The following is a 13,426-nucleotide window of genomic DNA, read 5'->3' on the forward strand; positions in this document are numbered from 1 at the left end:
CACTGTAGATTCCCCCGTCGCTACACAGGATGCTTTTGTTCATGAGTACGTTGTATACCCGTCGCACGGTCCTGCGCGGCATGAGCCTGCTGAGCCTCGGCCTGCTCGCTGGCTGCGATGACAGCAGCAAGCTGTCGTTCAAGTACGGCAAGGACCTCAGTGACAAGATCATGGGGCGTACCTTCAAACTCAAGGACGCCCAGGGCGAGTACCGGATGCTGGGCAGCTATCGGGGCCTGATGCCGATGATCTTCTTCGGCTTCACCCAATGTCCGGCGGTCTGCCCGACGACGCTGGCCCGTGCAGCACAGGCGAAAAAACTGATGGGCCGCGATGGCGAACGCCTGCAAGTGATCTTCATCACCCTGGACCCCGAGCGCGATACGCCGCAAATGCTCGACGCCTACGTCAAGGCCTTCGATCCGAGTTTCGAGGCGCTGTACGGTACGCTGGAAGAAACCGCCGCCACCGCCAAGGAGTTCGGCGTGTTCTATGAAAAGATCCCGAGCGGTTCGACCTATACCCTCTCCCACACCGCGACCAGCTTCGTTTTCGATTCCCGAGGCAATTTGCGCCTGGGGCTGTCCGCGTCCCTTACCGCTAAAGAGTGTGCAGAAGACCTGCTCACCGTCATGGAGGTCTGCTGATGACTTCGATTTGCGCACCACGTATTAAACAGCTGGGTATCAAACAACTGGTCCTGGGTCTTTCCCTGATTGGCATGGCCTGGCAGGTGTCCGCTCAAACCCTGGTGAACGACGCCTGGGTTCGCGCGACGGTGGCCGGTCAGCATTCGACCGGCGCCTTCATGACCGTGCAGGCCGACAGCGATAGCAAACTGCTCAGCGTGCAGTCGCCGGTAGCGAATACTGTGCAAATTCACCAATCCAGCATGAAAGACGATGTGATGAGCATGAGCCAGGTCGAGTCCGTCGCGCTGCCGGCCGGCAAACCGGTAAGCTTCGATCCCCATGGCTATCACATCATGTTGATGGATTTGACGGCCCAGGTTAAGGAAGGCGACAAAGTGCCCCTGACCCTGACCGTGGAAAACGCCAAGGGCGAAAAAGAGACGATCACCGTTGACGCCGAGACTCAGGCGCTCGGCATGCACGATCACAGCAAGATGCATTGAGAGGCTCAATCCTGGCCTGTCTGATCGCTGGTGTTCCGGTGGCGTATGCCTGCCCTCTCCTGATAGCCTGAACACCCTTGCCTGCATGTCTCTGATGGGTCATCGGCGCGCGAAGACGCCGCGATGATCACTTCACCCCCATTCAATCAAGACAACGGTGACTCTCTTGATCAGCAGCACCCCCACATTTGCCCGTGATATCGACGGCAAAGCCATTTCTGCCAAGGTCCTCGACGAGGTCCGGGAAGAAGTTCAGGCCCTCGCTGGCCAGCAGATCTACCCCGCCCTGGCGGTCGTGTTGGTCGGCGACGACCCGGCCAGCCATGTGTATGTGCACAATAAACTGCTGCGCGCCAAGGAAGTCGGTATCCGCTCCCTTGAATACCGCTTGCCGGAAACCGCCAGCCAGGCCCAGGTGCTGGAACTGATTGCACAACTCAATGCCGATCCCACGGTGAACGGCATCCTGGTGCAACTGCCCTTGCCCGCCTCTATCGATGAGCAAGCAGTGATTCATGCCATCGATCCGATCAAGGACGTGGATGGCTTTCATCGGGAAAACGTCGGCGGGCTGGTGCAAGGCATCGAGGTCCTGACCCCGTGCACGCCCAGCGGCTGCATGCGCCTGCTGCACGAAACCTGCGGTGATGACTTGAGCGGCTTGCACGCGGTGGTCATCGGCCGGTCGAACATTGTCGGCAAACCGATGGCGACCTTGCTGTTGCAGGCTAACTGCTCGGTCAGCGTGGTGCATTCGCGCAGCGTCGATGCCCCGGCGTTGTGCCGGTTGGCGGATATCGTGGTCGCGGCGGTGGGCCGGCCAGCGTTGATCGACGCCAGTTGGCTCAAGCCCGGAGCGGTGGTGATCGATGTTGGCATCAACCGCATCACCAGCGAGTTCGGCAACCGTCTGGTGGGCGATGTCGACTACGCCAGCGCCCGCACCGTCGCCCGCGCGATCACGCCGGTACCCGGTGGCGTCGGGCCGATGACCATTGCTTATCTGCTGAAGAACACCTTGATCGCCAGCCGGTTGCAACGCGCGGCACAGGCTCGCGGGCAGCAGCCCGAAGACGACCTGGCGTTGAACTGAGCACGACGCACACGGCCCACTTGAAAGTGGGCCGTGTCGGTAATGCGAAACCTGTGGGAGCGGGCCTCTGTGGCGAGGGGGCTTGCCCCCGTTCGGCTGCGAAGCAGACGCAAAGCTTTTGGGGCCGCTTCGCGACCCAACGGGGGCAAGCCCCCTCGCCACAGAAGCCCGCTCCTACATGGATTGTGAGCATTTGGACCGTGTCGATCAGGTCCGTTATTTCCCCGCGTGCAACACCTGCGTTTGCGGCATCGCCGAAGAGTGGTGGTTGAGAATCTTCCACTGACCACCCACCTGTTCATAAACAAAGGTGTAGCGCGCCTGCACCTGACGGGTCTTGCCATCGGCTTCGGTCAACGTAAAGGTGTAGACGCCGCTGTCCATGGCCACGTTGGCGCCCAATGGGCGGATCTCACGGAAGTTGATCTGGCCTACCGGCTTGAGCGCCATGAAGTGATCGAAGTAGTCCTTGATCTGTGCCGGCGTGGTGCGCACCTGATTGGAAACCGTCGGTTGCAGCACCGCGTTCGGCGCATACAGGTCGACCACGCTCTGAACATTGCCACTCTTCAATGCGCTGTTCCAATGGTCAAACAGGGCGGCAATTTCACGATCCTTCACGTTGGTCGGTTGCTGCGCCACGCTGCTGTAAACGTAAGGCACCGCTTCCAACGCCTGAGCCAACGGGGCGGTCAGGGCGAACAACAGGGCGATGGTTGAGGTCTTGAGTTTCATTGCGCTATTCCAATGATGGTCGATGGACACACTGTGCCGCCCTGAACGCGGCCCGCCATCGGCCAACCGGAGCCATTTGCCTATGCCATTCGGCAGATAGCGCCCTGCCCCGTTAACAAGGTTTAATGACGCCCCTGCCCGAACGGGCGTGCCCGTGCCGGAATCTGCCCATGCAAAACCCTGATCATGACCCCGGTAGCGCCCTGGCCATTCGCACTCAATATCGGCAGTCGCAAAGTCGCGCCGCGCGGTTGCGGCTGCTGGTGGATACCGGCCAGGAGCTGACCCAACTGGCTCCCGAGGCCATGCGTCAACGGGTGTTGCAACGGGCCTGCGCCTTCCTGGCGATGGACCATGCGCTACTGCTGGAATGGGACATGGATGCGCAGGTCCGGACCACCGCCAGTCACGGCAGCCGTGATCGTTTGCACAGCCTCGAGCACCTCGCCGACACCGCAATGTGCGCACCGCAATGGCAGGAACAGCCGAGCGCGGATCTGCCCAATGTGTTGCGGGTGCCTTTACGCGGTGGCGATGGTGCCGCCTTCGGTGCGTTGGTGCTGGCCAACAGCGTCAGCATCAGCGCACCGGACACCGAAGACCTCGAATCCCTGCAACTGCTCGCCACCCTGCTCGCCGCGCACCTGGAAAACCAGCGCTTGCTCGACGCATTGGTGACCCGCGAGCGCACCATGTCCGATCTGGTCCACCGACTGTTCCGGGCACAGGAAGACGAGCGCAAACGCATGGCCTACGACCTGCACGACGGCCTGGCACAAACCCTTGCCGGGTTGCATCAGCGCCTGCAAGGTTTTGCCGGTCGCTGCCCGCCATTGCCCGACGAACTCGGTGCAGACCTACAGACGATTCTTGCACTGGCCCAGCATTGCGTCGGTGAAGGCCGGCAATTGATTCGTGGCCTGCGCCCGACGGTGCTCGACGACTTTGGCTTGCTGAAGGCGGTCGACAAAGAGGCGGATCGCCTGCGCGAAGCGGGGATCAAAGTGAACTGGAATGTGCGTTGCGAAGCACGTTTACCCAGCCAGGTGGAAATCGCCCTGTTCAGGATCGCCCAGGAAGGCATCAACAACATTCTCAAACATGCGCAGGCCAGCCACGTCGTGCTGGCGCTGGAACTGCACGACGGACACGCCTCGCTGCGAGTGGACGATAACGGCCAGGGCTTTGCCATGGAACAACCCCTCGACACCTGCGGCGCCCGGCACCTGGGGCTTGCCGCGATGCAGGAACGCGCGAGCCTGCTGGGCGGCGAATTCACCTGCATCAGCCACGCGCACGGCGGAACGCAACTGCGCGCCACCGTCCCCTCTGGCCTGAATGGAACCCCTCAATGACTGACGCTATACGACTGGTGGTCGCGGACGATCATGAAGTCACGCGCACCGGCTTCGTCTCGTTGCTCGCCGGCCTGACGCAATTCGAAGTGGTCGGCCAAGCGTGCAACGGCCAGGAAGCACTGGATTTATGTGAACGTCTTTTGCCCGACATCGTCATCCTCGACATCCGCATGCCGGTGCTCAACGGGCTGGGCGCGGCACGCCTGCTTCAAGAGCGCCTGCCGAGCCTGAAAGTGATGATGTTCACCATGGACGACAGCCCCGATCACCTTGAAGCCGCCATGAACGCCGGCGCCGTGGGCTATCTGCTCAAGGACGCCAGCCGCCACGAAGTGATCGACGCCTTGCAACGTGTCGCCGCCGGCGAGCAAGCCCTCAACAGTTCAGTCAGCGCGCAGTTGCTGCGTCGTCTGACCGAGCGCAACGCCAGCGGCGCCGCCCCCGTCACCTTGACCCCACGGGAACGCCAGGTGCTGGGGTTGGTGGCCAGCGGCATGAGCAACCGTGAAATCGGCGAAAAACTCGGCATCACCACCGGCACGGCCAAAGCCCACGTGGAGCGGGTCATCGGCAAACTCGGCGCCGCTGACCGCACCCAAGCCGCTGTGCGTGGCATTGCGCTGGGCCTGGTGACCCAATCATGAACGCTTCAAACGCCCGCCGCTGGGCCGATCTGCCGTTACGCGGCAAAGCCCTCGTGGTGATTTCCCTGCCGCTGGTGATTCTGTTGCTCTCGCTGGTGCTGATCTACACCACCGAACGGCAGACCGCGCGCGCAGAAGAAGACGTGCGCCGCGTGCTGCTGGTGCAAGGCGATATTCAGGCGGTGCACACCCTGCTCGCCGAGGCCGCCGCCAGCGTGCGCGGCTATCTGCTGACCCATCGCGAGGATTTCCTGCCGGGTTACCGACAGGCCAAGCCCTTGATCGAATCGGCCCTGCAGCGGCTCGACCGCAACGTTCGCGATCAGCGGGTGCGCAAACACCTGGAGGCTATCACGCCGCTGATCGACACCAAGGTCGAAGGTCTGGTTGAACTGCTCGATGATCGCAACGCGACCCCAGAGTCGATCACCACGATCCTGATCAACAACAAACATGTCCTCGACGAATTACGCGAACGCATCAGCGCCATGCGCACGCTTGAGGACACCCTGCTGGCCGAGCGCACCGCAGCGGCGGCCTCCACTCGACAGCGCCTGTTGTTCTCCACCTTGCTGGCCGCCGTTTGCGGGCTGTTCGGTGCCATTGTCGCGGTGCTGTTTCTGTCCAAAGGCATCGTCGCCCGGGTGCAGCAAGTTCAGGGCAACGCCCAACGGCTGGCACTCGGTCAGCCGTTATTGCCGCAACCGCCGGAGAACGATGAGATAGGTCAATTGGGCACGCGCCTGGTCGAGGCCGGGCTGTTATTGGCCGAACGTGAACGGGCCTTGCGCGACAACGAAGAACGCTTGCGGCTGATCATCGACGGGGTGAAGGACTACGGTATTTTCGCCCTCGACACACGAGGCTTCGTCACCAGTTGGAATGCCGGCGCCGAACGGATCAAGGGCTACACCGAACAGGAGATCGTCGGCCAGCATTTCTCGGTGTTTTATCTCCCGCAAGAATGTCCGCAGCATCCCGACATGGCGCTGCGCGAGGCCACACGCAATGGTCACTACATGGAAGAGGCCTGGCGTTGCCGCAAGGATGGCAGCCGTTTCTGGGCCAGTGTGGTGATTACCGCGCAGTACGACAGCAGTGGCGCCCTGCGCGGGTTCTCCAAGATCACCCGCGACATCACCGATCGCCGTGCCGCAGAGATCGCGCTAAGTACCGCACGGGAAGAAGCGGAGCGCGCCAGCCGCGCCAAAAGCGAGTTTCTGTCGCGCATGAGCCACGAACTGCGTACTCCGCTCAACTCGATTCTCGGCTTCGCGCAACTGCTGGATATGGACTCGCCCAAAGGGCAGCGGGCGCAGATCGGTCACATCCTGCGGGCCGGGCAACACCTGCTGACCCTGATCAACGAAGTGCTGGACATCGCCAAGATCGAAGCTGGGCGGCTGCCACTCAACGTTGAAGCCGTGCCTTTGGCGGTGGTGCTGCAAGAAGCCCTGACGCTGGTGTCGCCCATGGCCTGCGACGCCGGCATTCAACTGGTCGAACTGCCGATGCTGGCCGCCGACAGCGGGATCGTCGCCGATCGGCAACGCCTGGTTCAAGTGCTGCTGAACCTGTTGTCCAACGCGATCAAATACAACCGGCCCCAGGGTCAGGTGCACATTGAGGTCAGGGTTCATCAACAACGAATTGCGGTATCGGTCTGCGATACCGGCAAGGGCATTGCAGCTGATCGGCAGGACCAACTGTTCAAGCCGTTCGAGCGCCTGGAGACCGACCCGAACGTGGAAGGCACGGGCCTCGGCCTGGCGTTGAGCAAGAGTCTGCTGGAAATGATGAACGGCAGCCTGACCGTCAAAAGCCAACCCGGCAACGGCTCCAGTTTCACCCTGGAGCTACCCTTCGAGCGATTGCCGTCAACCACTGAGCCACCTGCGGCACTGATCAGCCCGCCAACGGCAACGCCCGCCCTCGCCGCCCCCGATTACCAGGGCAAAGTGCTGTGCATTGAAGACAATTTGTCGAGTCTGGCCCTGATCGAAACCCTGCTGCAACGACGGCCGCACATCCAGTTGCTCTCAAGCATGCAGGGACAAATGGGCCTGGACCTGGCCCGGCAACATGCACCGCAGCTGATTTTGCTGGACGTGGCGCTGCCGGATCTTGATGGTTTCAACGTTCTGCAGCGCTTGCGTCTGTCCTCCAGCACCCGCGCCACGCCCGTGCTGATGATCACCGCCGATGCCAGCGACCTCACGCACCAGGCCTTGCTGGAAGCAGGAGCGACCGCGGTGCTGACCAAGCCGATTCACATTCCTTCATTCCTTGCCCATCTTGACCAGCACCTACCGGAGCCCGTGTGAACACCGACCTGCGTATTCTGATCATCGACGACCAACGACCCAACCTCGATTTGATGGAGCAGTTGCTGGTCCGCGAAGGGCTGACCAATGTACTGAGCAGCACCCAGCCGCTGCGAACCCTGGACCTGTTCAACAGCTTCGAGCCGGACCTGGTCATTCTCGACCTGCACATGCCGGAGTTCGACGGCTTTGCCGTACTCGAACAGCTCAACCGGCGCATTCCAGCCGGCGAATACCTGCCGATCCTCGTGCTCACCGCCGACGCCACCCGCGATACCCGGCTGCGCGCGCTGGCCCTGGGCGCCAAAGACTTCATCAGCAAGCCATTGGACGCCCTGGAAACCATGCTGCGAGTGTGGAACCTGCTAGAGACCCGCGCACTGTATAAAGCCCTGCGCACGCTGGTCCCTGCGGATCAAATCGAGTTGCTGCGTCAGTTAAGGCCGCAGCCAGTTAGCTGATTGCAGGGGCGGAATCACTGACGATTTGCCGCTGAAAGCCAAGTTGCGTGGCTGGCTCGGCGTCCTCACGGCTGGCGGCTGCAGAAAGCCCAGCAAGGCCCGCTGCGTGTCATGCCAGGCCGTGGGGTGTTCCATGTCGAGGAAATGCCCGGTGTTCTCGATGGTCTGAAACTGCGCCTTGCGGGTATGCGCCGCAAACAGACGGGCGTCTTCCACCGAGGTGTACTCGTCCCATTCACCGTTGATAAACAGCAGCGGGACTTCGATGGAATCAGCACAGGACACGTAGCAGTGGGTGTCCTGGGTCAGCACCTCATTGACGTGAAAATGCATCTGCCGGTATTCGTGTTCGTCCAGGCTGCTGACATGACGCTCATTGAATCGCTTGAACAGCGACGGCAGGTGCTTGCCGATCGTGCTGTTGATCAAACGCCCGACGTTGCGACGATCACACAGGTGGAGAAAGTGCCGGCCGCTCTCCAGATACTCACGCATCGGCGTGTTGATCCGCGCGGCGAATGAACTGATCACCGCCTTTTCGATCCGGCGGGGCCGCTGGGCCAGCGCTACCAAGGTCGCCGCACCGCCCCAGGAAAAGGACAGCACATGCTGGGCGCGAAAGTGCTCGATCAACTCCAGCAGTATTTCTGCCTCGTCTTCCTTGCGGATCGGTTGGTCATGCAGGTTGTGTTGTTTCGATTGACCGGCGTAGGGCTGATCGTAGAGGACCACATTGAAGCGTGGCCGCAGGTAACGCACCGTTTGCGCAAAGGATGCGGTCGTTGCCAGCGAGCCATTGACCAGAATGATCGTCTTGTCAGCAGCGGCGTTGAGATAGTGCTCGGTATAAACCTTGTACTTCTTACCAATCTCGACGATGGCAGTTTTCGGCATCATTTCATTCTATTCCTTGAACAAATTGGACCAGGCACACAGCGTGGTCGACTGTCCGGCTTCCTCCGGGCAAGCCTGACAGCACAAACCAGCGACAACGGTACAAGGGCGCTGAGATGAACGCCATGACCAATGAGTCACAACCCGACCAGCGGCTTCCAGTTAAGCAGGAATTTTCCCGTGTGCAAGCTCACAAGCTTGAAAGTAGCTGCCCAGACGCTTCGCCGGTATCAGCCTATGCTTGTTGATTGCCCCACCCTTTTCATCTGCCCAACAAGGAGTTGAAAAATGTCGCTAACGCTTTACTACCATCCGCTGTCGTCGTACTGCCACAAAGTGCTCATCGCGCTCTACGAAAACGGCATCGAGTTCGACAGAAGAATCATCGATCTCACGGACGCCGCCGACCGCGCAGAGCTTCAGGCATTGTGGCCCATCGGAAAATTCCCGGTACTTCGCGATCATGCTCGTCAACGTAATCTGCCGGAGTCCAGCGTCATCATCGAGTACCTGGATCGCCTGTATCCAGGTGAACAGCGCCTGGTTCCAGACGATTGGGAGACCGCGTTGGAGGTGCGCTTATGGGACCGGTTTTTCGACAATTATCTACAAACGCCGGTCCAACAGATTGTCAGTGATCGGATACACGCGACCAACGGTGATTTGACCAGGGAACGGGCCACGCTTGCGACGGCGTACAGCATGCTCGAGCGCCGGATGGCTTCCAGAATCTGGGTGGCCAGCCCGGACTTCAGCCTGGCCGATTGCGCCGCCGCCCCGGCGCTGTTCTATGCCTGCACACTGGTGCCGTTCCCCGACGACTACCAGCACTTGAGCGCCTATTTCGACCGGTTGATACAGCGACCGTCATTCCTGCGGGTGATCGACGAAGCCAGGCCCTGGTTTTCGTTCTATCCGTTTGCGGATCGCCTTGCACAACGGTTTCGGGAGGCGCCGGATAATGATCTGTAATTGAATGGACTCGCCCAAGCCGAGGCGTCTGTGCGCCACGGTGGCATTCTTATAGAAGCCAACGACAGCGAGGGCGAGACCATTCAATTACACGAAGTCAGAACCGCGGCTTGACCGTCTTCCACTCCGGCTTATAACGCTGCATCTGCTTCACGTCATCGCGCTGGCGAATGCCGCAAGTCAGGTATTGATCGTGCAGCCTGGCCAATTGATCGTGATCCAGCTCAAGGCCCAGACCAGGCGCACGGGTGATTTTCACGCAGCCATCGACGATCGGCAGCTTGCCACCCTTGATCACTTCTTCGTCCGGTTCCTGCCAGGGGTAATGCGTGTCGCAGGCATAATCGAGGTTGGGCACCGAAGCGGCGACATGCGCCATGGCCATCAGGCTGATGCCCAGGTGCGAATTGGAGTGCATGGACACGCCAAGGCCGAAGGTGTCGCACATTTTCGCCAGCGCCTGGGTGTCGCGCAGGCCGCCCCAGTAATGATGGTCGGCGAGCACGATCTGCACGCTGTTCAGCGCCACGCTGCGGCGGAACTCATCAAAATCTGTGACCACCATATTGGTCGCCAGCGGCAGACCGGTGCGTTTGTGCAGCTCGGCCATGCCGTCGAGACCTGGCGTCGGGTCTTCGTAATATTGCAGGTCGTCGCCCAGCAATTCCGCCATGCGGATCGAGGTTTCCAGCGACCAGTTGCCGTTCGGGTCGATGCGCAGCGGGTAACCGGGAAAGGCCTTTTTCAGCGCCTTGATGCACGACACTTCGTGCTCCGGCGGCAATGTACCGGCCTTGAGTTTGATGCTCTTGAAACCGTAGGCCTCGATCATGCGCCGGGCCTGGGCGACGATCTGTTCTTCGTTCAGCGCTTCGCCCCAGTTATCCGGTTTGTACGGTGAGTCGATGTGTTGCGCGTACTTGAAGAACAGATAGGCGCTGAACGGAATTTCATCGCGAATCGCCCCACCCAGCAGGTCCACCAACGGCACGTTCAAGGCGTGCGCCTGCAGATCGAGAAACGCCACTTCGAACGCCGAATAGGCGTTGCTCACCGCTTTGCTGGCATGGGAACCGGGGGCCAGTTCCGCGCCGGCGATGCTCTGGGTTTTGTTCGCCGCGACAGTGGCCTGCACGATGGCGCGCAACTGGTTGAGGTTGAACGGGTCGAGGCCGATCAACTGATCTTGCAGTTGCTGCTGGATCGCCAGTGCCGGTGCGTCGCCGTAGCTTTCGCCCAGGCCGATGTAGCCATTGTCGCTCTCGATCTCGATGATCGAGCGCAGCGCGAAGGGTTCGTGAATACCGCTGGCATTGAGCAACGGCGGGTCACGGAAGGCGATGGGGGTGACGGTGACTCGTTTGATTTTCAAGAGGCGGCTCCCTTTGGCTTGGCATTCAAGGCTTGATGACTGACAGAATTTTTTGCTGCTGCATTTTTCGCGGCCACGGCTTCGACCGTTTTACCGGTGAGCGAACGGTGCGTATCACCACGGGGTGCCGTGCGGGCAAAAAAGATCACCACGGCCGCCACCAGCGAGGTCGCCGCCAGGCCGTACAAACCGCCTTCGATGGAACCGGTGGTCTGCTCCAGGAAACCGAACGCGGTCGGTGCGACGAAACCACCGAGGTTGCCAATGGAGTTGATCAGGGCGATTACCGCCGCCGCGATACGCGCATCCAGATAGCCTTGGGGAATCGGCCAGAACAGCGCCGAAGCCGCCTTGAAACCGATGGCCGCGAAACAGATGGCGACAAAGGCGAAGATCGGCCCGCCGGTGGTGGACATGAACATGCCGAACGCGGCAATCACCAGCGTCACGGCCACCCAGGCTTGCTGGTATTTCCATTTGCTGGCCATGGCGGCGAAGCCGTACATCGCCAGGATGGAAATGATCCACGGAATCGAGTTGAACAGGCCGACCTGGAAGTCGCCCAGGTTGCCCATCTTCTTGATCATGCTCGGCAGCCAGAACGTGGCGCCATAAATGGTCAGGGCGATGGAGAAGTAGATGAAGCAAAACAGCGCGATTTGCTTGTCGGCGAGCAACTTGAACATCGACGGTTTGACCGTCTGCACGGCTTCGCGGGCCTGTTGTTCCAGGGTAATGGCGCTGACCAGTGCGTCCTTTTCTTCGGCGTTCAGCCAGTTCGCCTGACGCGGATGGGATTGCAGCCAGAACCAGACGAACCCACAGAGCACGATGGAAGCGAAGCCTTCAATCAGGAACATCCACTGCCAGCCATGCAGGCTCAGGCCGCTGACGTGCAACAGCGCGCCGGACACCGGGCCGGAAATAACCGAAGCAATGGCCGAGCCGCTGAGGAAGATCGCCATGGCTTTGCCCCGTTCGGACGACGGCAGCCATTGAGTGAAGTAATAAATGATGCCGGGGAAAAACCCCGCCTCGGCGGCGCCGAGAATGAAGCGCAGTACATAGAAACTGGTTTCGCCGCGCACAAAGGCCATGGCCATCGCCGCCGCGCCCCAGGTGAACATGATGCGCGTCAGCCAGGCACGGGCGCCGTAGCGTTGCAGCAGCATATTGGAAGGCACTTCGAAGATGGCGTAACCGATGAAGAACAGCCCGGCACCCAAGCCATAGGCCGCCGCGCCGATGCCCAGGTCGGTTTCCAGGTGGCTGCGCACGAAGCCGATGTTGACCCGGTCGATGTAGTTGACGATGAACATCACCACGAACAGCGGCAGCACATGGCGCTTGACCTTGGCCGCTGCTCGGGCAAGGACGGTGGGGTCCGGCGGACTCAGATGGTTATTCAAGGGGCGACTCCCGTTCATTGTTTTTTTAGGGGGAGAGCCGATCATGGACGCGCCTATTGATCCCGTCTAATCTAACTTGGCATTCGATTGATACCTGGATTAGATCAATGTTCGAACTGACGCAACTGCGCTGCTTCACCACCGTGGCCACCGAGCTCAACTTCCGCCGGGCCGCCGAACGGTTGAACATGACCCAGCCGCCCCTCAGTCGGCAGATTCAACTGCTGGAGCATCACCTGGGCGTCGAGTTGTTCACCCGCAGCACCCGCAGCGTCGCCCTGACCGCCGCTGGTCGCGCGTTCTTCATCGAAGCCCAGAACCTGCTGGAGCGCGCCCAGCAAGCGGCCATCACCGCCCGGCGCTTCGCCGAAGGCGATATCGGCTCGGTCAACATCAGCTTTGTCGGCAGCGCGGTGTACGAATTCCTGCCCAAGGTCATCGCGGAAGCACGACTCAAACAGCCTCAGGTCAAAATCGATCTGTCGGAAATGAACACCTACCAGCAGCACGAAGCCCTTCGCGCGCGCCGTATCGACCTGGGCATTGTCCGCGCGCCGTTGCTGGAACCGGGCTATGCCACTGAATGCCTGGTGCGCGAACCCTTTGTGCTGGCCGTGCCCAGCAACCATCGGCTGGCCAGCGCACAAGCCGTGTCCGTCAAAGACCTGGATGCACAACCGTTCCTCATGTACTCCCATGCCGCCTATCCGCCGTTCAACGAACTGCTGACCGGCATGCTCCGCTCGGCCCGCGTTGCTCCGGAATACGTTCAGTGGCTCGGCTCATCGCTGACGATCCTGGCGCTGGTCAACGCCGGCATGGGTCTGGCCTTGGTGCCGCGTTGCGCCACCAGCGTGGTGTTCAAGAACGTGGTGTTCCGCGATATCGATCTGGGGGAAGGTGTGCAAAGCGAGCTGCATTTGATCTGGCGCGAGAACAATGACAACCCGGCGTTTGCGATGTTGCTGGAGGGGATTCGCAAGGCTGTGCGGGAGGGATGGGGGTCGTAGGAACTGCTCCTGCGACCGG

At 60.8% G+C, this 13,426-nt stretch carries 13 protein-coding genes; 9 read left to right on the forward strand and 4 right to left on the reverse strand.

Translation table 11 applies throughout. The annotated features are described in order from the left end of the window. Positions 1 to 41 precede the first annotated feature (41 nt). From ACCC96_RS18980 to ACCC96_RS18990, 3 genes are all read left to right on the forward strand, one after another. Positions 42 to 647 carry an SCO family protein gene (locus tag ACCC96_RS18980; protein ID WP_019651622.1) on the forward strand — a complete coding sequence of 202 codons (606 nt, stop codon included), beginning with the start codon at positions 42 to 44 and terminating at the stop codon, positions 645 to 647. Next, on the forward strand, positions 647 to 1,135 hold the full coding sequence (locus ACCC96_RS18985; RefSeq protein WP_413696606.1) for a copper chaperone PCu(A)C: 489 nt from the start codon (positions 647 to 649) through the stop codon (positions 1,133 to 1,135). The genes ACCC96_RS18980 and ACCC96_RS18985 overlap by 1 nt, the downstream gene beginning before the upstream one ends. Positions 1,136 to 1,301: 166 nt before the next feature. Continuing rightward, positions 1,302 to 2,228 (forward strand): bifunctional 5,10-methylenetetrahydrofolate dehydrogenase/5,10-methenyltetrahydrofolate cyclohydrolase, encoded by a 927-nt coding sequence (locus tag ACCC96_RS18990; protein WP_413696607.1) that lies wholly within the window; start codon positions 1,302 to 1,304, stop codon positions 2,226 to 2,228. A 216-nt stretch (positions 2,229 to 2,444) separates the two neighbouring features. Here ACCC96_RS18990 and ACCC96_RS18995 read toward each other — a convergent pair whose 3' ends face one another. After that, entirely contained in the window at positions 2,445 to 2,963 is a 519-nt protein-coding gene (locus ACCC96_RS18995; RefSeq protein WP_019651625.1) for an SgcJ/EcaC family oxidoreductase, read from the reverse strand. 170 nt (positions 2,964 to 3,133) lie between these two features. On the opposite strand from ACCC96_RS18995, the gene ACCC96_RS19000 reads away from it, so the two are divergent. The 4 genes from ACCC96_RS19000 to ACCC96_RS19015 are packed head-to-tail and all read left to right on the forward strand — an operon-like array spanning position 3,134 to position 7,750. Then, entirely contained in the window at positions 3,134 to 4,318 is a 1,185-nt protein-coding gene (locus ACCC96_RS19000; protein WP_413696608.1) for a sensor histidine kinase, read from the forward strand. Continuing rightward, entirely contained in the window at positions 4,315 to 4,965 is a 651-nt protein-coding gene (locus ACCC96_RS19005) for a response regulator (RefSeq protein WP_258673926.1), read from the forward strand. Before ACCC96_RS19000 ends, ACCC96_RS19005 begins: the two co-directional genes overlap by 4 nt. After that, positions 4,962 to 7,289 carry an ATP-binding protein gene (locus ACCC96_RS19010; protein ID WP_413696609.1) on the forward strand — a complete coding sequence of 776 codons (2,328 nt, stop codon included), beginning with the start codon at positions 4,962 to 4,964 and terminating at the stop codon, positions 7,287 to 7,289. Before ACCC96_RS19005 ends, ACCC96_RS19010 begins: the two co-directional genes overlap by 4 nt. Further along, positions 7,286 to 7,750: a response regulator gene (locus ACCC96_RS19015; protein ID WP_018928998.1), complete on the forward strand. Its 465-nt coding sequence runs from the start codon at positions 7,286 to 7,288 to the stop codon at positions 7,748 to 7,750. Before ACCC96_RS19010 ends, ACCC96_RS19015 begins: the two co-directional genes overlap by 4 nt. On the opposite strand, the gene ACCC96_RS19020 is transcribed toward ACCC96_RS19015, so the two are convergent. Beyond that, positions 7,727 to 8,647: an alpha/beta fold hydrolase gene (locus ACCC96_RS19020; protein ID WP_413696610.1), complete on the reverse strand. Its 921-nt coding sequence runs from the start codon at positions 8,645 to 8,647 to the stop codon at positions 7,727 to 7,729. The genes ACCC96_RS19015 and ACCC96_RS19020 overlap by 24 nt on opposite strands. Positions 8,648 to 8,932: 285 nt before the next feature. Between ACCC96_RS19020 and ACCC96_RS19025 the strand changes: the two genes are divergently transcribed. Continuing rightward, entirely contained in the window at positions 8,933 to 9,616 is a 684-nt protein-coding gene (locus ACCC96_RS19025; RefSeq protein ID WP_413696611.1) for a glutathione S-transferase family protein, read from the forward strand. 97 nt (positions 9,617 to 9,713) lie between these two features. Here ACCC96_RS19025 and ACCC96_RS19030 read toward each other — a convergent pair whose 3' ends face one another. Both ACCC96_RS19030 and ACCC96_RS19035 read right to left on the reverse strand, forming a co-directional pair. After that, on the reverse strand, positions 9,714 to 10,988 hold the full coding sequence (locus ACCC96_RS19030; RefSeq protein ID WP_413696612.1) for a glucarate dehydratase family protein: 1,275 nt from the start codon (positions 10,986 to 10,988) through the stop codon (positions 9,714 to 9,716). Next, the gene (locus tag ACCC96_RS19035) at positions 10,985 to 12,397 is read right to left on the reverse strand and encodes an MFS transporter (protein ID WP_413696613.1); all 1,413 of its coding nucleotides are present in this window, start codon (positions 12,395 to 12,397) and stop codon (positions 10,985 to 10,987) included. Before ACCC96_RS19035 ends, ACCC96_RS19030 begins: the two co-directional genes overlap by 4 nt. Positions 12,398 to 12,504: 107 nt before the next feature. Between ACCC96_RS19035 and ACCC96_RS19040 the strand changes: the two genes are divergently transcribed. Next, positions 12,505 to 13,407: a LysR substrate-binding domain-containing protein gene (locus ACCC96_RS19040; RefSeq protein WP_413696614.1), complete on the forward strand. Its 903-nt coding sequence runs from the start codon at positions 12,505 to 12,507 to the stop codon at positions 13,405 to 13,407. The last annotated feature ends 19 nt before the right edge of the window (positions 13,408 to 13,426 follow it).

Origin of the sequence: Pseudomonas sp. Pseusp11 (genome assembly GCF_047304405.1) — a bacterium.
Classification (GTDB): Bacteria; Pseudomonadota; Gammaproteobacteria; order Pseudomonadales; family Pseudomonadaceae; genus Aquipseudomonas.